Below are 19329 nucleotides of genomic sequence, written 5' to 3'. Positions count from 1 at the left end.
TTGAAGGGAATAATTAAATTTTATCAGTTATGCCAATTCTATTAAGTTGATGATCAAATATAAATGAGTATAAATTTTCAGAGCAATAACTGACTATTAAGATTTAAACACAGTTTTTAGTTCCCAGATAGACCTAAATACCTGCATTCTACTCACACACAGCGAGTGTTTATTTAGCAAAAATTATATATTAAATCGAATTAATATTAGTAGAAACAAAAAAGGCTTACCCTCAAGAGTAAACCTTTTTTAGAATGTAATATGATTGAAATTTATTGCTGGAATAAGGACTCAATACTCAAGCCTTGGTGACTTAAAACTTCTTTCAAACGACGTAATGCTTCTACCTGAATTTGTCGAACACGCTCACGAGTTAAGCCAATTTCTTTACCTACGTCCTCAAGTGTTGAAGGTTCATAGCCTAACAAACCAAATCTTCGCGCTAAAACTTCTCTTTGTTTTGAGTTAAGCTCTTCTAGCCAGTGAATAATATTATCTTTAATATCATCTTCTTGTATTCTTGTATCTGGACCGCCACTTTTTTCATCAGCCAAGATATCAAGCAATACTTTATCTGAATCACCACCTATAGGAGTATCTACTGAACCAATCCTTTCATTCAAGCGCAGCATTTTATTCACATTTTCTACAGGACGATCTAGTTTCTGGGCTATTTCTTCAGCAGTGGCTTCATGATCAAGTGTCTGTGTTAATTCTCTTGCTGTGCGTAAATATACATTAAGCTCTTTAACAACATGTATTGGCAACCTAATCGTACGAGTTTGATTCATTATCGCACGCTCAATCGTTTGTCTGATCCACCAAGTTGCATACGCTGAGAACCTAAAACCACGTTCAGGATCAAATTTTTCAACAGCACGAATAAGCCCTAAATTGCCTTCCTCGATAAGATCTAACAATGCTAAACCACGATTATTATAACGACGAGCTATTTTTACAACTAATCGTAAATTACTTTCAATCATTCGCTTTCTTGACGCTTCACAACCCTTTAAGGCTTTACGTGAAAAATACACTTCTTCTTCTGCTGATAATAAAGGGGAAAAACCAATCTCACCTAAATACAGCTGAGTAGCATCTAAATTTTTTACGGTCTCAGCTTTGCAAGTCTCTTCTACGGCCTCTTCAACTTCTACTTTTTCAAGTATTTCAGTGCTTGGTTCATTTTCTTGTATATCATCCATTTTGACATCCATAGCTATCTCCTTAATAGTTTCAGCTGTATTACCCATAAGCATTCTCCTGAGTAGTAAAATATCTTTTATACGTACAACACACTTGAACTAATACTAAGGCAAATATTTCACAGGATTCACTGACTTACCTCGGTAACGGATCTCAAATCTTAATCCTGTCATCTTGGTACCACTACTACCCATCTCTGCTATCAATTGCCCAGCTTTAACTTCCTGTTTTTCTTTCACTAACAAACGTTTATTATGAGCATATGCACTTAAGTAATCATCATTATGTTTTACAATAATTAACTGCCCATAACCTTTTAATGCACTTCCAGCATAAACAACAACACCATCAGATGCAGAGCGGATTGAAGTACCCCGCTTATTAGCAATAAGAACTCCTTTATAGCCATTATCTTTATTAGAAAAACGTCGAATCACTTTACCTTTTGCGGGCCAATTCCAGCCTACTTTTGTAGCGTAATGAGTTTTTTTTGTTATTGATAATTTTTTGGCTTCTTTTTGAACATACTCCGCTTTTTTTGGCTGTTCAAGATCTTTCTTTGATATCTTGTTATTTTTATGTTTATAACTTGTAGATAATATAGATTTTTCTGGTGATTTTTTATACTTTTTATCTTTTCGCAACAAGGTGGTTAAGCTTATTTTTTGACCTGGAAAGATCTTGTAAGGTTTAGGGATCCCGTTGATCTTAGCGAGATCTCTAAAATCTTTATTTGCTCGAAATGAAATTGAATAAAGCGTTTCACCTTTTTGAACAATATAACTTTCGCCCTTAATTTTAATTTTTTGTTTCAATCTGGTCGGATCTGTAGAAAGGTTACTTACAGGAGCAGGTGTTCCTCTTTGGGTACATGCAGAAGTAAAGATGCACAATATAATAATAAAAAGTGTGTATATTTTGTGCATCATATTATTTTTATTTAACTCCTTAAAACAAAATAGCAAAACAATATCTTTTTATAGAGAAAGTTAAGCTATGTCGCCTGAGATCAAAGGAACAAACCTCACTGCTTCTAATTCTTGCTGAATAAAACGATTACCTTGACGTTTAAACATTATTAATTTTTGATTATCTTCACCAATAGGAGAGATCAAAATCCCATTATCAGCCAATTGATTAAGTAAATCTTGCGGTACTTGAGCTGCAGCCGCGGTTACAATAATGCCATCAAAAGGTGCCTTTGCCTGCCAACCCAACCAGCCATCCCCATGTTTCATACTTACATTGTATAAGTCTAAATTTTGAAGTCTTCGTTTAGCTTGCCATTGTAAAGATTTTATACGCTCTACAGAATAAACTTTTGTGAATACTTTTGCTAATATCGCACTTTGATAACCAGAGCCAGTGCCAATCTCAAGTACCTTAGTTTTAACGCCTTGTTCTAATAGTACCTGCGTCATTTTAGCAACGATATAAGGTTGAGAAATCGTTTGTCCCAAACCTATAGGTAAAGCCGTATTTTCATATGCTTTGTGTGCTAAAATTTCATCCACAAAATGATGTCTTGGTATTGATGCTATAGCATCTAATACAGCTTGTTGATTTATACCTTCTTCAAATAATTTTTGCGCTAATGCATGCGCACTATGATTAAAGTTTCTCAACACCAGTTAGCTCCATTGAATTTATCCACCCTTGCATTACATCCAGGCTATTTTTTGCAGTCATATCGACATTTAAAGGCGTTATCGATGCAAAGCCTTGTTTCACAGCGAAAAAGTCGGTTCCTTCTCCTGCATCTAAAGCATTACCTAAACTACCATACCAGTAAATATCTCGTCCCCAAGGATCTTTCTGCTTACTCATGGTTTCAGCTTTATGCCTCGATCCTAAACGTGTTACTTTTAAACCCTTTAATTCTGACACAGGAATATCAGGGACATTAATATTAATGATTTGATCGTTTGGTAGTGGATGAGAACCTAACTGTGAAATCAATTCTAGCGTTACTGCAGCAGCCGTATAATAGTTTTCTTCCTTTTTAGAACACAATGATACCGCAATTGCTGGTAAGCCCATATGGCGTCCTTCAGTAGCAGCTGCAACGGTACCTGAATATAAAGTATCATCACCTAAATTAGCACCGTTGTTGATACCTGCAATCACTAAATCTGGAGTATGATCTAATAATTCATTCAGAGCTAAATGAACACAGTCAGTTGGGGTACCATTTACAGAAACAAAACCATTATCCAAAGTTGTTGCTCTAAGTGGGTTTAACAAGGTCAATGAATTACTAGCGCCACTGCAGTTTCTATCTGGTGCAACCACAGTTACATCTGCAATTTTTGACAAGGCCTGATACAGAATGAATATGCCCTTAGCATGTACACCATCATCATTACTTAATAAAATTTTCATTTATCATCCTTTTCAATTCTATTTTTAAGTGAAGTATCCGTACAATTGACTAATTCACGTAATACTGAAGTTGCAAAACAGCCTTTATTCAATTCAAACTCTAACACCAATTCTGACTCACTTTCCTGAACCACAGTTAAACCTTTTGGAATCAGTTTTAATGTTCTTCTTTCAGTTTTTAAACCTAACTCAATTAAACCTTCACGCCACTCTTTATAATCTTCCAACCATAATAACTCTTGTTCCGTTAAACCTTTATCACCTAAACCTATCATAGGAGCCGATAGACAGATATCACCACTTGCAAGTCGGTCAATGGTTTGAGTATTAATATCTTCTTTAAAAAACGCATTACTTCCACTGAGCATAAAAACTTCTTGTGGTAAAGTCTTAGCTAAACCATGTGCTGAGACACGTAGATTAACAATTTGATTAAATACAAATGAACGCGCAGCTGAAATTATCAAACCTCTGAGTTTACGATCTCTGATTACCTCACCACCAAACATACGTTTTGCCATATCAAGGTTGTGTCCATCATGGCCAAACCTCTGTGGACCAAAATAATTTGGTACGCCATTCCTTACTGCATTAATACGACATAATATATCGAGTGGTTCTGTTACATTTCTTAACCTAATGGTAAATTTATTTCCTTTATGACATCCAGTTTTCAGTTTTCTACTATGACGTTTTTGCACAAGTACAAATAAGCTATCACTGTTAAGTTTAGTAAAATCTATATCTTTTTTAATAGGTACAGGCACACTAAACCATTGGCTACATACACCATGTCTATCTTTTAAGCCCGCGTAACTTACATTTTTGGGAGATGTTTGTGCAAATTCAGCCAATTTTTTTACTACAAATTGCGTATTTTCACCTTTCTTAACAATTTGTAAACAAACATGTTCACCTTCGCCAGTTAATTCAAAACCCAGTATTTCATCAACGATAAAGTCTTCCGCTTCTTGTTTGAAATCAGCCAGGGCAAGAGGTTTGCCGTATAAATAATTTAAGTCAGAAAAATTTAAACCATTCATTATGAATCACTTCTGGCTATATCTATTGAGTTTGTCATATTCATTTTTTGTAAAATCACCACTGCATGGCTTGAAATTCCCTCTTTACGACCTTCAAAACCTAAACCTTCGGTTGTTGTGGCTTTCACATTGACTTGTGTAGTTTTTATCCGTAAATCTTCAGCTAAAATTGTTCTCATATTTTCAATATGAGGCAGCATTTTTGGTGCTTGAGCAATAATAGTTATATCCGTATTTCCTATGCTATAACCTAGCTCTATAGCAAGTTCAACAACATGGCGTAACAAAATTCTGCTATCAATATTTTTATATTCACTTGCAGTATCAGGAAAATGCTTACCAATATCACCTAAGGCCAGCGCCCCCAAAATAGCATCACATAATGCATGAATCGCAACATCACCATCTGAATGCGCAACAAAACCCTGAGCATAATCAATTTTCACACCTGCGATAGTTAAAGGACCTTTACCGCCAAACTTATGCACATCAAAACCATGTCCTATGCGTAGCATTGTTACTCCAATTTACTTTTTTTTTGAGATAAATAAAAATTAGCTAATTGCAAATCTTCAGGTGTGGTTATTTTTATATTATCGGAGCGTCCAGCCACCAGCATAACTTCAAAACCAGCCCATTCCATTGCCGAGGCCTCATCTGTAATGTCTATATTTTGTGTTAAAGCATCAGATAATGCTTGGTGTAATTGTTCAAACTTAAATATTTGCGGTGTCATAGCTTGCCATAAAAATTCTCTTGAAACCGTTTCAGATACACAATCTAATTGCATTTTGCCGACACTTTTTTTGATAGTGTCTTTTACTTTACACGCTAATATGCCACCTTTTTGCTTTGATATAGCTAAATTTATAAGTTTATTTATATCGTCAGGACATACTAGAGGTCTTGCTGCATCATGCACTAAAACCCAGTCTGGTTTTTTTTTAGTATCAGTGTTCAAACTATTAAGAGCATTTAAGACAGAGATAGCTCGGCTATTTCCCCCATATACAGTTTGTATTTTTGGATTTTCAATTTTAAGATCTTGATAAAACTCATCATCAGGGCTAATCGCAACTGTAATTGAATTAATATTCTTAATGTAAGACAGCTTATTTAGGGTATGTTCTAATACTGTTTTTTGATTAATTGTTATATATTGTTTAGGTAAATTGCTTTTCATTCTACTGCCAGTACCAGCAGCTGGAACAATTGCAAAAATATTTAAATTAGCTTCTATTGTCATTTCAATTCTTTGTTAACTGCTTTTTAGGTAATAAACGAAAAAAGGTTTCTCCGGGTTTAATTAATCCCAATTCATTACGAGCACGCTCTTCGACACCTTCTAAACCTGTTTTTAAATCTTTAATATCTGCGGTTAAAAGTTTATTTCTTTTTATAAGTTTATCATTGATTTTTTGATGTTTTTTAACTGCAATTTGTAATCTGGTATAGTCTCTTACGCTATTATGGCCAAACCATAACTTATACTGTAAAAAAAGAAATAAACACAGCAACCCTATTTGAAATAGCCTCATTCGGGTTCTCCGGTTTTTAGGGGCTAACCTAAGTGAGTGGTTTAGTAAAATTAAGCCAGTTAATACGGGCCGCCAATAGCATTTCTCGTAATGATAATAAACGTGGTGTAACTCTTTTCCCTTGACACCATCGGTGCCCACAACATGCAGCCGTCATAACTGTTTTTGAAGGTTTTAAAATATAAGCATTTTGTGCATCAATTGCTTGACCAGATAATTCAAACCATCCATGTTCATTGCAATGAATTTTATCTTTTTTCACTTGATCCAAACAATCAATTTTAATCATTAATTCACCTTTATTTAGTACAGCTAAAGGTAAAATAAAACCAGGAAAAGAAGCTTTAGTATAAAACTGATTATTTACTGTTTTATCAAAATTGGGAGTTTTAATTTTTTGCTTTGCAATCCAACATCCATTTTGACCATCTAATTGTAAAGGACTATTTCCTTGTAAAATAGACTCTGAAGCACGTTCAATATAATAAGGTAAACTTATTAATAACTTTCGTAATCTAATTTCATCTAATTCACGACTTAATCTTACCACTTCTCGGGCATAAAGTGCATTACATAACTCAATATAAACAAGATGATTCTCACCTTTATCAAGAAGGTCTGGTTGCAATTTTAGCTGTTCTGGCAATGACTTAATCTCAAACTTAGTTAACAATTAGTTATATCATAATAGCCTATAAAATAAACATCAAAAAAACATATAAAAATTTAAACTTCAAAGGTTTAGGGTTTTATTCCTAATTTTGCTTGGCCATTTTCCATAAATTGAACAGCTTCTTTACGTTTCTTTCCAATTAAAATACTACCATCACTCATAAATAAAAAATTCTTCCAGTAACGTTTAAATACACCCCAACTAGATTCAATTACATCTCTGCGACTAATGCAAAAATAAATAACTGTATTATTATCCCAATTTAAATGCTCAAGTATTTCTAGTGGTAATTGATCTTCATCTCTTTCCCAAGGCTTTTCCCATTCAACACTATCAGACCAGTTGTTATCATTACCAGGCCAATCAGAAGATTTAAAAAAATCAGGATGATCATTTTCATTACTAATAAAACTAGCCCATAAGTTCGCAGAACGTGCTTCGCTCATAGGTTTTATTTTTACAAAGTCTTCAGAATCAATTGGTAAATCTTTATGACGAAAAACCCATGCCTTCTTATAATCATTTAACGAAATATAATTCATATTTTACACTTTCAATGAGGAGAATAATAAACGCCCGCATTATATACCCAAACCACTTCAATATACGAGTTTCAAGACTGCTGAGAATTCATGATCTAGGCGCACCTTAATATTAATGAAGATTCCTTAAAAAAGATGGACCAACAATATGTTCTTGCATTGTTCATGTAAGGTTGGTTTAGAAATGCCTTACGCTGCGTTATTCATTTTTAAAAGGGACTAACCATCCTCTTCAATCAATGTTTTGCCTCCATGAAAGCACTATACTTGGAACCTATAACCAGCTCTTAAAAATATCTCTAACTCCAACTGAATCCTGCTTCTTAAACTTGCATGGCTATATAATTTTTTTATCAAACAATAAAAACTCTACAATGATATGTGCCAAATTACACTTTTTTACAACTTCCATTCAGATTTTTACATCGTAAGAATTTAAAATTAAATTTCAAGTTAATCAGGATTCAACCATGATAAAAAAATCATTATTACTTTCTCTCATTGTACTAACAGGTTGTGCATCTCAAAGCTTTGAAAGAGCAGAACAAAATAAAATAATAAAAGAGTATTATGCATCGGTAGAATCAATATCAAAAATGAAACTACCTTCAAAAGTGGGTGAAATGACAACTGTTGGAGGTGTACTAGGTTTAGCTGATAATCTAGATGGCAATCATCAAGATATGATTTCTGGAATACTTGCTGGAGTTTTAGTTGGTGCAATTACAACCTCTATTATAGAAGGAAGTAATAACGCTTTTGAGTATCAACTATACTCTCAAGAGAAAGGTTTTTTTACTTTAATCCAAGAAGAGAAAATATCATTTAAAGGAGGTTGCGTTAAAGTAAAAGAAACAAATAAAGTTACCATTAATTCTGCTTTAAAAATCAACTGTACTCAAGAAAGCTAATTTTTTATATAATTAAAAAATACAAAATCTCATCCTTCAAAATTAGAAACCGGAATATAAATGGAAGTTAAAAGTCAGTGGCATAATTACTTTAGTGAAATGAGTAAAATCTTAACTATTTGGTTATCAGGTGTTTTATTTTTGGGTAGTTTTAGAATTATCCTCTTTTTTACTTTTCAAGATCAAGTTAATGAACAAACCTCTTGGTTCGAATATTTACAAGCAATGCAAACTGGCTTTAAATTTGATTCAGCCGCAGTTGGAATTTTTTTAGCTATCCCATTTTTAGCTAATATGTTATTACAGCCGTTTGGCCATAAAAATTTAGTAAATTGGTTAACAATAAAGTTTAGTTATGTCTTTTATATTATTACAAGTGCATTATGTGTGATTAGTATTAGTTATTTTGCTGAATATAATAGTCTATTTAATTATTTTTTATTTGAAGGTTTATATGATGATCAATTGGCTGTAGCAAAAACTATCTGGGGGCAATATCATCCAATAACCAGTTTTTTTGTTTTTGTTTTGCTTATTTACGGTAGTCATAAATTACTTACCAACATCAATCGTTCTATTGAAGCACCATTTTATTTATCTAAATTAAATTCAACTTCTACAAAAATAATTGTAAGTACATTGATTTTTTTAAGCTTTGTAGCCGCAGCCAGAGGTTCATTAGAGTCTCGTCCCGCAATGAGGAAGTGGGCGAGTGTCACTAGTGATCCTTTCTTAAATAAGATCATAATAAACCCTAATAGGTCGCTTATGTATGCTTATAAGGACTTTAAAAAAGTCAGTGGCAACTCAAATATCAATCCATATATTAAAGAAAATGAATTCGAAGAAAGTTTAAAGCACACTTTTTCAACTGATTCAAATAACAAGCATATTAGCGACTATTTACAAAAAAGTGCACATGGTGCCGCAATTGATAAACCAGAACATATTTTTTTAATCATTATGGAAAGTTATGATTCTTGGCCGCTACAAGAAAAATATACTGAATTACATATTACTGATGGATTAAGAAAAATAGCGAAACAAGGGGTCAATTTTAAACGATTTCTACCCGCAGCAAGTAGCACAATGAACTCCTTGGCAAGTATTATTTCAGGCATTCCCTATTCAGGCGTAAACATGAGCCGAATAGGTGCCGTTGGTCCAGCTAGTTCAACTTCAATTTTCAAACAATTTCAAGCTTTAGGGTATGAAACTAACTTTTATTACGGTGGTTTATTGTCATGGCAAAATATAGGAAGCTATGTTAAAAACCAAGGTGCTAGTCATGTTTATTCTGCAGCTAATGCTGGTGGAAAAGGAAGTGCCGGTGCATGGGGTATAGATGATGACCAATTATTTAATTTTATAGCTAAAAATACCAACACAACAAAGCCCAGCTTCAACATTATATTAACAACCTCATATCATGGGCCTTTTAACCTTGATTTAGAATCTAAAGGTTATCACTTTAAAAATAATCAAGATTACCCTCAAAATTTACAACAAGAAAATGCATTATCCGCCAATACATTGGGACACTTGTGGTTTTCAGATCTGGCCATGTCGAACTTTATCGAAAATCAAAAAATTAAAACACCCAAATCACTATTTGCAATCACTGGAGATCATTATGGTCGCAGATATTTTAATGCAAAACCTAATTTACTAGAGCTATCATCTGTCCCTTTTGTATTGAGTGGTATGAATGTTAATTCAGTAAAATTTAACGAAAACCATATAGGCAATCATTTAGATATAGCACCAACCATTATAGAGCTTATCGCTAAAAAAGATTTTCAATATTCCAGTATTGGTAAAGCCATGCAACTAAAACAAGGTAATGAAATTGCTATTGGTTATCAAAAAGCACTTAATAAAGAGAAAGTTTGGTCTATCATTCCTGATGTAAACTTAAACTCTTGGGATGGTCACAAACAAAAGAACTTAGTTTGGCCTCAAGCCATTAAACAAAACCCAGAATTAACCTCTAAATACCGTCACTATATGGGCGTAAGTTGGAATATGTTAATGCACAAAGAAATAACAAACTAAGTTTCAGTTTTGGAATAAATATAAACTATGAGATGATTACCTCATCAGACCACTTAGAGGTAATCATCATGCAGTTCACTGGTACCAAAAACTATATTGCAAGTAAATCATTAAAACTTGCAGTAAACGCAGCGATTCTTTTAGAAAAACCATTATTAATTAAAGGCGAGCCTGGTACAGGTAAAACGATGTTAGCCGAAGAACTGGCTGAAGCATTAGGAACTGACTTAATACAATGGCATATAAAATCAACGACTAAAGCACAACAAGGTTTATATGAATATGATGCTGTATCTCGTTTACGAGATAGCCAATTAGGTGATGAAAAAGTAAATAACATTGGAAACTACATAGTTAAAGGCAAATTATGGCAAGCATTTGATGCAACAAAAAGGCCTATACTATTAATCGATGAAATAGATAAAGCCGACATCGAATTTCCAAATGACTTATTACTTGAACTTGATAAGATGGAGTTTTATGTATATGAAACTCAAGAGCGTATCGTTGCAAAGCAACGACCTATCGTTATTATTACTTCTAATAATGAAAAAGAACTTCCAGATGCTTTTTTACGTCGTTGCTTCTTTCATTACATAAACTTTCCTACAACTTCAGAAATGCAACAAATTATTGATGTTCATTACCCTGATATAAAACAAAATCTAGTTACAGCCGCACTTGAAACCTTTTTTAATCTCCGTGAAATAAACGGCCTTAAAAAGAAACCTTCAACCAGTGAACTACTTGACTGGTTAAAACTATTGTTAGCTGAAGATATATCACCCGAAGCATTACATGATAAAAACAATAGTGCTGGTTTAATGCCAATGTTTGGTGCATTACTTAAAAATGAACAAGATATATCTCTTTTAGAGAAGTTAGCCTTCATGAGTCGCAGATAACCTTTAAGAATTTAAATTATGCTAATTGAGTTTTTTCTTACTTTAAAAAAATACAATTTACCAGTCAGTACCCGTGAATTACTCGACTTAATACGTGCATTAAAACAAGGCGTTGTATTTGCCGATATTGATGCTTTTTATTATTTAGCCCGTACAATTATGGTTAAAGATGAAACACAATTTGATAAATTTGATAAAGCTTTTGCTCTGTATTTTGAAGGCATCGAAAGTATAGATTTATTTGAACAATTGAAACAACAGAATCAACTGCCAGCGGATTGGTTACGCAAAGAATTTGAAAAGCACTTAACAGAAGAAGAAAAACAAAAAATCGAGAGTTTAGGCGGCCTTGATGAGTTAATGAAAACTTTGAAGGAACGCTTAGCAGAACAACAAAAGCGTCATGCTGGTGGTAATAAATGGGTTGGAACAGGAGGAACTTCCCCTTTTGGTGCATATGGTTATAACCCTGAAGGTGTTCGAATTGGTCAAGATGGTAATAAAAACCGTCAAGCAGTAAAGGTTTGGGACAAACGTGAATTTAAAAATTTTGATGCTAATGCTCAAATTAGTTCTCGTACAATGACATTAGCCCTTAAAAAGCTTAGAAAATTTGCTAGGACAGGTGCAAGTGATGAGTTAGATCTCAACGCCACAATCATCGCTACTGCAGCACAAGGGGGCATGTTAGATGTAAAAATGCACCCTGAACGACATAACGCAGTAAAAGTATTAATGTTTTTTGATATTGGTGGCTCAATGGATGATTACATTCAAACTTGTGAGGAGTTATTTAGCGCAGCACATAGTGAATTTAAATACTTAGAATTTTTTTATTTTCATAATTGTTTATATGAACATGTCTGGCAAGATAATAAGCGCCGACGTCATGAAACCTTGAGTACCAAAGAAGTGATCAATCGTTTTGGTAAAGATTATAAAGTAATATTTGTAGGAGACGCTACTATGGGTCCATATGAAATAGCTTATCCAGGTGGCAGTGTTGAGCATTGGAATGAAGAACCGGGGACAGTTTGGATGAACAGCATTACAAACCATTTTGACAAAGCGATATGGCTAAACCCACAACCAAAAGAACATTGGAATTATTACCACTCAATCAATATGATTAAAGAGCTTATGACAAATAGAATGTACCCTCTGACATTAGAAGGTATTAGTGAAGGTATAAATAAACTAACTTGATTAGCTAAAGTCATGATAATGACTACCAACTCATGATAAAACAGACTATTCTTAAGTACGAAAGTAGGTAATTTATAAATAAGTATTTCGATACTTTAATTAACATAATGAGTTTTCATCATGCAAGATAGACGTCATTTTACAAGAATTATATTTTCAACCCCAGTTCATCTTTCTGATATGGGTAAAGTATGGTCTACTGAACTCATTGACTTGTCATTAAAAGGCGCTTTAGTAAAAAAACCAAAAGAGTGGAAAGATAACGAAATAAAGTCACTTTTATTAACCTTTACACTTGCTCAAAGTGATATTGAACTTACGATGAATACCAGTGTAGTACACGAAAAAGAGCAATATTTAGGTTTATTGTGTGAACAAATTGATATAGATAGTGCAACACATTTAAAGCGCTTAATTGAACTTAATGTTGGTGACGATGCGTTATTAAATAGAGAGCTTGATGCTTTAGCTCACCCTGAATAAAACTTCTTTCAGGGCCCTTTCCTCAGTATTACTTTTAGAACGACACATTATCGTCTAATATTTAACCACACCAAATAAAACTCGATTATTATGCTTAGTAGACCTGTTTATGAAAGTTTACCTTATTTATATTTTGCTGCAGGATATGGACTAATCACCTTTGAACCTTCATTTTTTGCATCAATTTCTGGTGGATTATTTTTTATCGTTGGTTCTTTAGTTTGGAATATCAGATCTCATTTCAGACGCTCCGATAATGAATATACTAGGCATAATATTGATCGTCACAAAATACTTTACAACTTAAAACCTTTTGCATGTTTTCTTTTTGGCATATTAATAATAACTTGGATTGATAATAAAATAGCGGCTGTTTTTGCATTTATTTTATGCATTTTTGCAGGGTGGATATTATTTATGCGGATAAATAATCGTTATACTAAAAAAAAGAAAAAAAGGTTACGTAATAACAAAAAATACTATCATTCATAACCCTAAATCATCAAAAATAAAAGCCATCTTTTTAGATATCATTTATTTGTAAGTTGAAACTACCCCTTATCCACTAATAACGCTTTAATTTCTTCTTTTGCGCCTAATATGTGTTGTTTTAATAACTGACTCGCACTTTTAATATTTTCTGATTTACAATAATCAAGAAGCTGTCTATGTTCAGGTCCTGCCTTTTTTATACCACCCGCCAACATTAGATGCATGCGAATATAACGATCTGAATTTTTATTAAGCGTATTCACAATATCAAGTGTTTGTGGGCGATCGCTGCCTTTATACAAACAAGCATGAAAATGATTATTTAAATCTGCCCAAATATTTGTGCTGTCTTCATGCTGCAAAGCATCTTCAAGCTCTATTAATATACTTTCGGCTTGTTCAAAGTCTTCACTTGTTAAATTAGGTATAGAACGTGCTAATAAATCAGATTCAAGCATAGCTCTTAATTCAAATAACTCATCAACATGGCTGGCATTTAATTCCGTAACAATTGCACCTTTATGTGCCTGAAATTTAACTAAACCTTCCGCTTCTAATTGTAACAATGCTTCTCTAACAGGAATTCGGCTTACATCAAGATCTTCAGCTAAAGCAGCTTGACGTAGTGGCTGACCAGCTTTCACTTCACCTTTTAATATCTTTTCTCGAATTGCATCTACAACAAATTCGGTTCGTGTTTTATATGCCAGAGCCATATTTTTTTATTTCTTTATTTTTAATAATTATTACTCTAGTTTAACGTTTTGAAAAAAAAAGGCCACTCTATGAGCAGCCTTTTATTTAGATTGGGGAGTTTTGATAACAGATTGGTCTTAAAAAGCGTTGAATAGCTTGAGATCCAACAGAAGTACTTCGTATATCAGTTGAGCATGGAAATGGTCCACCGTGCATCATGGCATCACTTACCTCTACACCTGTAGGCATCTGATTGAAAATCAAACGTCCTACTTTATAAGATAATACCTCTATCAAGGCTTTATTTTCATTAATAACTTGATTTGACCCATGAACAGAAGCGGTTAGCTGTCCATCAATAATAGATATTAATTGCGCTGCTTGTTCTAAATCTTTATAAGTTACGATTAAAGATGCTGGACCAAAAACCTCATCAGATAATTTATCATTCTTAATAAAAGCCTCAGCTGATGTAACAAATAAATGTGTTGTCGCTTTTTTATCTTCAACTAACCCTTTAGCTAATAAAGTAACTTCAACATTAAGTTTCTCACAGCCTAATTGATAAGCTGTTAGCATTGCGGGAGTTAACATAGTCTGTGCTGGGCTGGATTGAATTTTATTTGTTAATGCTTTTTCAAAAAGAGCTTGTTCAGATTCACTTACTAACCATAGACCAGGGTTCGTACAAAATTGTCCACACCCCATATTCATCGAAGTTACAAATTCTTGCGCAACAACATCGGCTCCATCTGTGATAAAGCCAGGTAAAATCAACTGAGGATTTACAGATCCTAACTCTCCATAAAATGGAATAGGCTCTTTACGTTTATAAATACTTTCTTGTAGTGCCATGCCCACGCGATAAGAACCAGTAAAACCAACGGCTTTAATTTTAGGGTTTTTAACCAATGAATGACTAATCTCATATGCTTTACTATGAATTAACGCAAAAACACCTTTTGGCATTTCACAATTATTAATTGCAATTTCTATTGCTTTAGTAACAATTTCACATGTGCCTGGGTGCGCAGAATGAGATTTAAATATAACAGGGCAGCCAGCAGCTAATGCCGAAGCAGTATCGCCGCCTGCAGTACTAAACGCTAATGGAAAATTACTTGCTCCAAATACAGCCACAGGTCCTAAAGGCAATTGGCCTAATTTTAATTCAGGCCTAGGTAAAGGAGCACGTTCAGGCAAAGCAACATCATGGGCAATTTCAGTGCTGTCTTTAGTAATATTATTTGCAAATAATCTAAGTTGATTAACTGTACGACCCAACTCTCCTTGAATTCGAGCCTCAGGAAGACCGGTTTCCAATGTTGTTAGTTCTAATAACAAACCTTCAACTCTAACCAATTGTTCAGCTATTTCATTTATAAAGTCAGCACGTTGCTGAACCGATTTTTTACGATAAATGAAAAAAGCCTCCTCTGCCAACTCACAAGCATTTATTAATTGGCTATCACTACAATTTACAAATTCAGTAGACAATTTAGTGTGATCCGTAGCATTAATCGCATTAAACGTATCTTCAGTATCTGCTTGCCATTGACCGCCAATAAAACATAATCCAGATAACATATTTATTCTCCTAAACTAATTGAAAACCAGAGGCATATGGATCATCATCATCAATAATTATTTGATTATTTCCTGTTACCTGAGCCCAACCTCTAATTGATGGCATGATTGCCGTTATTCCTGAAACTTCTGTAACTTGCTCAATACAACCGACAAACTGACTACCAATAATACTTTCATGAACAAACTCTTGATTCTGTTTTAATAAACCTTTGGTAAATAATTGTGCCATTCGTGCTGAAGTGCCAGTGCCACATGGAGATCTATCAATTGCTTTATCACCATAAAAAACAGCATTAGCAGCACTTGAACCTTCTTTTTGAGGTTTACCAGTCCAAAGCACATGAGACAAACCATTAACTTTAGGATCTTCAGGATGAATACATTTAACAGCTTTCCCTGCTATATCACGGATTTTTGGACTGTATTTAAGTATTTTTTCAGGTGAAAAACTTTCAAGCCCGGGGTAATTTTTTTGGGGTTCTATAATGGCGTAAAAATTACCACCGTAGGCAATATCTAATGTTATTTCACCTAAATCTGGTACATTAATTTTTAAATTTTGGTGGACTAAATAGGATGCAATGTTAAAAATTTTCACCCAGTCAACTTTTTTATCTGTTATCTGGTATTCAACATTTATTTGACCCGCAGGGACATCAATTTTTAATTTACCACTTTCTTTACCTTGAATTAAACCTGCCTCTAAACCTGCTGTAATAGCACCAATAGTGCCATGACCACACATAGGTAAACATCCTGAGGTTTCTATAAATAAAATTGCAGCATCTGAGTCTTTTGAACATGGGGGGTATAAAAATGCGCCAGACATCATGTCATGCCCACGAGGTTCAAACATTAAACCTTTCCTGATCCAATCAAACTCTTTCAAAAAATGAATCCGTTTTTCTCCCATCGTTTCACCTTCAAGCTCAGGGTGACCAGATGTCACTAATCGAACAGGGTTACCACATGTATGCGCATCAATACAAAAAAATGTTCCTTTCTTCATTTCATCTACCTAAAAAATTAACCGCCATATCCATAAATTAATTCCACTTTTAACTTACCTAATGATATTAAAATGCCTGTTTAAGATAACTCAAACAGGCTCAAGCCAATCAAGGATGGCTAATCCTCGGGGAATTACAGATCAAATTTAGATAAGTTAATACGATTATCGATTGCTTCTTGATATAAACTTTCGACTTGTGAACGTGCCTCACCAGTTAACGGCATACGTGGTGCACGCGTTCTTTCCGAACCACGGCCAGCAAGTTGTTCAGCTAATTTAATACATTGCACTAATGTTGGAATAGTATCTAAACGTAATAAGGGTAAAAACCAAGACCAAATTTCACGTGCTTCTTCATACCGACCTTGCTTAGCGAGGTTGTAAATAGCAACAGACTCTCGTGGGAATACATTTGTTAAACCTGAAATCCAACCTGTAGCACCAAGCATTAAACTTTCAAGCGCAATATCATCCACACCACCAAAAATAATAAAACGATCGCCGAATGCTCGTTTAAGCTCAGTGATGCGACGCGTATCTTCAGTTGCTTCTTTAACAGAAACAATGTTAGCTTCTTCAGCTAATACTTTCATACCTTCAATAGAAACATCTACACCATACGTAACTGGATTGTTATAGATCATGATAGGAAGTGCTGTACCACGAGCGACTTGTTGATAATGGTAAATAGCCTCTCTTTCTGTTGAACGATAAACCATACCAGGTAATACCATTAAACCATCAATTCCAATTTCCTCTGCATCTTTAGCATATTGGACTGCAGCAGCGGTTGTTGTTTCAGCTACACCAGATATAACAGGAACACGACCATTAACAACTTCAACAACAGACTTCATTACTTGACGTTTTTCTTCAGCCGTTAAAGAACAATTTTCACCAATAGTACCGTTTACAATAATACCGTGAACTCCTTCTTTAATTAGGTTTTCACACATAGCTGCATTTTCAGCAAAATCGATAGAGAAGTTTTCTTTAAATTGGTTTGATACGGCCGGGTATACCCCTGTCCAGTTTGGTTTCATTGTATTTTCCTAACAAATAATTATATAGTACATTGTATACAACACAAATTAATGTATATTGTATGCAATTACAACCTTTATTTAATATATATTATGAAACGACAAAACTCAGGTTCAGAAAAAATAGCTGTGATTGGTGCAGGAATAATCGGTATAACAGCAGCATATAGACTTCAACAGGCTGGATATCAAGTAACTTTATATGATAAAGAAGGCATTGCCCAAGGATGTTCTAAAGGAAATGCAGGACATTTTGCTACTGAACAAGTTTTTCCTCTTGCGCAAAAAGCACTTATTCCCCAAATACCAAAAATGCTACTTGACCCTTTAGGTCCATTTAGTATTACACCTAATTACTTTCATAAAGCTATTCCTTGGTTTTTAAAGTTTCTAAGCAATATGCGAAGCAATAAATTTAACGCAAATAAAGCCGCGTTAAAATCAATTAACAAAATAGCGATAGATTCATGGTTAACACTTATAACGGAAACGGATCTAGGTGAGTTATTTCATCAAAAAGGAAGTCTACTCACATTTGAATCGGAATCGAATTCAATCGCCCTAAAAATTATGAAGGCGTATCAAGCTGAAGGTGTGATTGTTAAGCTATTAAACAAAAAAGAAGTTAATAAACTTGAACCTGGAATATCTAACAGTATAACTTGGGCACTCCATTTCACAGCTGTTGCACATACCTGTTGCCCTGAAACCCTGACAAGAGAAATTTATAAAAAATCAAAAAGTTTAGGTGTCAAGTTTATTCAGACTGAGATAACACATATTGAATCTAATGCTAACCAAATAAACATTACTTCGAAGAATCAAACCTTCCATGCTGATAAACTACTGTTAGCAGCTGGTGCCCATAGTAAAATATTCTGTAAGCAACTAGGTTTTAAAGTCCCATTAGATACTGAACGAGGATACCACTATATGGTTGAATCTAACACACCACCTACTCGTCCAATAGTTTCTTTTGAACGAAAATTTATAATGACCCCCATGAGAGATGGTTTACGCTTAGCTGGTACTGTTGAGTTTGCAGGTTTAGAAAAAGGCATGAACCCAAAAAGAGCTAATGCGCTGTTACCTTCAGGCCATGCTATTTGGCCTAAAATAACAAAACATAAATCAGAAAATTGTCGCTGGATGGGATTTCGACCTAGTTTACCAGACTCAAAACCTGTTATCGGTCAGTCACCTGTTCACAATAATATTTATTTTTCTTTTGGTCATCAACATCTAGGATTAACATTAGCTGCAACAAATGCAGAGCTTATTACAGAGTGTATGCTAAATAAAAAAACATCAATCTCACTTGCTCCATTTTCTATCGACAGGTTCTAAAATTTCAGGCTGCTTGTTAATATAAAAACTAAATATGAGTAAAAATTAAAATTTAAAAGCAAAAAACCCGATACATTTCTGTATCGGGTTTCTTTAATTGGATCCTGGCAATGTCCTACTTTCACATGGGAAACCCCACACTATCATCGGCGCTATTTCGTTTCACTACTGAGTTCGGCATGGAGTCAGGTGGGTCCAAAATGCT

General features: G+C 34.1%; 21 protein-coding genes and 1 rRNA gene. 7 read left to right on the top strand and 15 right to left on the bottom strand.

Annotation, left to right across the window (positions count from 1 at the left end; translation table 11 throughout):
* Positions 1-272 precede the first annotated feature (272 nt).
* From rpoS to BM088_RS01515, 10 genes are all read right to left on the bottom strand, one after another.
* On the bottom strand, positions 273-1217 hold the full coding sequence (gene rpoS / locus BM088_RS01560; protein WP_425439266.1) for an RNA polymerase sigma factor RpoS: 945 nt from the start codon (positions 1215-1217) through the stop codon (positions 273-275).
* A gap of 93 nt (positions 1218-1310) precedes the next feature.
* Complete coding sequence (locus BM088_RS01555) at positions 1311-2132, bottom strand: peptidoglycan DD-metalloendopeptidase family protein (RefSeq protein ID WP_091979659.1); 822 nt, start codon at positions 2130-2132, stop codon at positions 1311-1313.
* A 63-nt stretch (positions 2133-2195) separates the two neighbouring features.
* Positions 2196-2834 carry a protein-L-isoaspartate(D-aspartate) O-methyltransferase gene (locus BM088_RS01550; RefSeq protein WP_091979185.1) on the bottom strand — a complete coding sequence of 213 codons (639 nt, stop codon included), beginning with the start codon at positions 2832-2834 and terminating at the stop codon, positions 2196-2198.
* Positions 2818-3588 (bottom strand): 5'/3'-nucleotidase SurE, encoded by a 771-nt coding sequence (surE, locus tag BM088_RS01545; protein ID WP_091979182.1) that lies wholly within the window; start codon positions 3586-3588, stop codon positions 2818-2820. Before surE ends, BM088_RS01550 begins: the two co-directional genes overlap by 17 nt.
* Positions 3585-4631 (bottom strand): tRNA pseudouridine(13) synthase TruD, encoded by a 1047-nt coding sequence (truD, locus tag BM088_RS01540; RefSeq protein WP_091979180.1) that lies wholly within the window; start codon positions 4629-4631, stop codon positions 3585-3587. The genes surE and truD overlap by 4 nt, the downstream gene beginning before the upstream one ends.
* Entirely contained in the window at positions 4631-5146 is a 516-nt protein-coding gene (gene ispF, locus BM088_RS01535) for a 2-C-methyl-D-erythritol 2,4-cyclodiphosphate synthase (protein ID WP_091979177.1), read from the bottom strand. The genes truD and ispF overlap by 1 nt, the downstream gene beginning before the upstream one ends.
* A gap of 2 nt (positions 5147-5148) precedes the next feature.
* Positions 5149-5877 carry a 2-C-methyl-D-erythritol 4-phosphate cytidylyltransferase gene (ispD, locus tag BM088_RS01530; RefSeq protein WP_091979175.1) on the bottom strand — a complete coding sequence of 243 codons (729 nt, stop codon included), beginning with the start codon at positions 5875-5877 and terminating at the stop codon, positions 5149-5151.
* Position 5878: 1 nt separating this feature from the next.
* Positions 5879-6169, bottom strand: coding sequence for a cell division protein FtsB (ftsB, locus tag BM088_RS01525; RefSeq protein WP_091979173.1), 291 nt, complete (start codon positions 6167-6169; stop codon positions 5879-5881).
* A 28-nt stretch (positions 6170-6197) separates the two neighbouring features.
* Positions 6198-6842 carry a hypothetical protein gene (locus BM088_RS01520; protein WP_245763727.1) on the bottom strand — a complete coding sequence of 215 codons (645 nt, stop codon included), beginning with the start codon at positions 6840-6842 and terminating at the stop codon, positions 6198-6200.
* 68 nt (positions 6843-6910) lie between these two features.
* Complete coding sequence (locus BM088_RS01515) at positions 6911-7384, bottom strand: DUF2947 domain-containing protein (RefSeq protein ID WP_091979171.1); 474 nt, start codon at positions 7382-7384, stop codon at positions 6911-6913.
* A gap of 470 nt (positions 7385-7854) precedes the next feature.
* Between BM088_RS01515 and BM088_RS01510 the strand changes: the two genes are divergently transcribed.
* The 6 genes from BM088_RS01510 (at position 7855) to BM088_RS01485 (ending at position 13436) form a co-directional block, all read left to right on the top strand.
* Entirely contained in the window at positions 7855-8295 is a 441-nt protein-coding gene (locus BM088_RS01510) for a hypothetical protein (RefSeq protein ID WP_245763726.1), read from the top strand.
* A 60-nt stretch (positions 8296-8355) separates the two neighbouring features.
* A complete protein-coding gene (locus BM088_RS01505) occupies positions 8356-10350 on the top strand; it encodes an LTA synthase family protein (protein WP_091979169.1) in 1995 nt (664 codons plus the stop codon).
* Between the two features lie 68 nt (positions 10351-10418).
* Positions 10419-11255 (top strand): AAA family ATPase, encoded by an 837-nt coding sequence (locus BM088_RS01500; protein WP_091979653.1) that lies wholly within the window; start codon positions 10419-10421, stop codon positions 11253-11255.
* An 18-nt stretch (positions 11256-11273) separates the two neighbouring features.
* Entirely contained in the window at positions 11274-12461 is a 1188-nt protein-coding gene (locus BM088_RS01495) for a vWA domain-containing protein (RefSeq protein ID WP_091979167.1), read from the top strand.
* 120 nt (positions 12462-12581) lie between these two features.
* Entirely contained in the window at positions 12582-12944 is a 363-nt protein-coding gene (locus tag BM088_RS01490; RefSeq protein ID WP_091979165.1) for a PilZ domain-containing protein, read from the top strand.
* A 90-nt stretch (positions 12945-13034) separates the two neighbouring features.
* Positions 13035-13436, top strand: coding sequence for a hypothetical protein (locus tag BM088_RS01485; protein WP_091979163.1), 402 nt, complete (start codon positions 13035-13037; stop codon positions 13434-13436).
* A gap of 59 nt (positions 13437-13495) precedes the next feature.
* Here the strand turns inward: BM088_RS01485 and BM088_RS01480 are convergent, their stop codons facing one another.
* From BM088_RS01480 to BM088_RS01465, 4 genes are all read right to left on the bottom strand, one after another.
* A complete protein-coding gene (locus BM088_RS01480) occupies positions 13496-14152 on the bottom strand; it encodes a GntR family transcriptional regulator (protein ID WP_091979161.1) in 657 nt (218 codons plus the stop codon).
* Positions 14153-14237: 85 nt separating this feature from the next.
* A complete protein-coding gene (locus tag BM088_RS01475; RefSeq protein ID WP_091979159.1) occupies positions 14238-15719 on the bottom strand; it encodes an aldehyde dehydrogenase (NADP(+)) in 1482 nt (493 codons plus the stop codon).
* 10 nt (positions 15720-15729) lie between these two features.
* Positions 15730-16731, bottom strand: a complete 1002-nt coding sequence (locus tag BM088_RS01470; protein ID WP_091979157.1) for a 4-hydroxyproline epimerase — start codon at positions 16729-16731, stop codon at positions 15730-15732.
* Between the two features lie 134 nt (positions 16732-16865).
* Positions 16866-17777, bottom strand: coding sequence for a dihydrodipicolinate synthase family protein (locus tag BM088_RS01465; protein ID WP_091979155.1), 912 nt, complete (start codon positions 17775-17777; stop codon positions 16866-16868).
* 93 nt (positions 17778-17870) lie between these two features.
* Between BM088_RS01465 and BM088_RS01460 the strand changes: the two genes are divergently transcribed.
* The gene (locus BM088_RS01460; protein ID WP_245763725.1) at positions 17871-19124 is read left to right on the top strand and encodes an NAD(P)/FAD-dependent oxidoreductase; all 1254 of its coding nucleotides are present in this window, start codon (positions 17871-17873) and stop codon (positions 19122-19124) included.
* Between the two features lie 102 nt (positions 19125-19226).
* On the opposite strand, the gene rrf is transcribed toward BM088_RS01460, so the two are convergent.
* Positions 19227-19329 (bottom strand): 5S ribosomal RNA (gene rrf, locus BM088_RS01455); the annotation flags it as partial.

Source organism: Pseudoalteromonas denitrificans DSM 6059, from assembly GCF_900112265.1.
In the GTDB taxonomy this organism is placed as follows: Bacteria; Pseudomonadota; Gammaproteobacteria; order Enterobacterales; family Alteromonadaceae; genus Pseudoalteromonas; species Pseudoalteromonas denitrificans.
This window is presented reverse-complemented; position numbering and strand designations above follow the sequence as displayed.

Bases quoted from the DNA above. Each gene is read 5' to 3' on its own strand.
- rpoS (WP_425439266.1), bottom strand. From the start codon at position 1,217: ATGGATGTCAAAATGGATGATATACAAGAAAATGAACCAAGCACTGAA.
- BM088_RS01555 (WP_091979659.1), bottom strand. From the start codon at position 2,132: ATGCACAAAATATACACACTTTTTATTATTATATTGTGCATCTTTACT.
- surE (WP_091979182.1), bottom strand. From the start codon at position 3,588: ATGAAAATTTTATTAAGTAATGATGATGGTGTACATGCTAAGGGCATA.
- truD (WP_091979180.1), bottom strand. From the start codon at position 4,631: ATGAATGGTTTAAATTTTTCTGACTTAAATTATTTATACGGCAAACCT.
- ispF (WP_091979177.1), bottom strand. From the start codon at position 5,146: ATGCTACGCATAGGACATGGTTTTGATGTGCATAAGTTTGGCGGTAAA.
- ispD (WP_091979175.1), bottom strand. From the start codon at position 5,877: ATGACAATAGAAGCTAATTTAAATATTTTTGCAATTGTTCCAGCTGCT.
- ftsB (WP_091979173.1), bottom strand. From the start codon at position 6,169: ATGAGGCTATTTCAAATAGGGTTGCTGTGTTTATTTCTTTTTTTACAG.
- BM088_RS01515 (WP_091979171.1), bottom strand. From the start codon at position 7,384: ATGAATTATATTTCGTTAAATGATTATAAGAAGGCATGGGTTTTTCGT.
- BM088_RS01510 (WP_245763726.1), top strand. From the start codon at position 7,855: ATGATAAAAAAATCATTATTACTTTCTCTCATTGTACTAACAGGTTGT.
- BM088_RS01505 (WP_091979169.1), top strand. From the start codon at position 8,356: ATGGAAGTTAAAAGTCAGTGGCATAATTACTTTAGTGAAATGAGTAAA.
- BM088_RS01500 (WP_091979653.1), top strand. From the start codon at position 10,419: ATGCAGTTCACTGGTACCAAAAACTATATTGCAAGTAAATCATTAAAA.
- BM088_RS01495 (WP_091979167.1), top strand. From the start codon at position 11,274: ATGCTAATTGAGTTTTTTCTTACTTTAAAAAAATACAATTTACCAGTC.
- BM088_RS01490 (WP_091979165.1), top strand. From the start codon at position 12,582: ATGCAAGATAGACGTCATTTTACAAGAATTATATTTTCAACCCCAGTT.
- BM088_RS01485 (WP_091979163.1), top strand. From the start codon at position 13,035: ATGCTTAGTAGACCTGTTTATGAAAGTTTACCTTATTTATATTTTGCT.
- BM088_RS01480 (WP_091979161.1), bottom strand. From the start codon at position 14,152: ATGGCTCTGGCATATAAAACACGAACCGAATTTGTTGTAGATGCAATT.
- BM088_RS01475 (WP_091979159.1), bottom strand. From the start codon at position 15,719: ATGTTATCTGGATTATGTTTTATTGGCGGTCAATGGCAAGCAGATACT.
- BM088_RS01470 (WP_091979157.1), bottom strand. From the start codon at position 16,731: ATGAAGAAAGGAACATTTTTTTGTATTGATGCGCATACATGTGGTAAC.
- BM088_RS01465 (WP_091979155.1), bottom strand. From the start codon at position 17,777: ATGAAACCAAACTGGACAGGGGTATACCCGGCCGTATCAAACCAATTT.
- BM088_RS01460 (WP_245763725.1), top strand. From the start codon at position 17,871: ATGAAACGACAAAACTCAGGTTCAGAAAAAATAGCTGTGATTGGTGCA.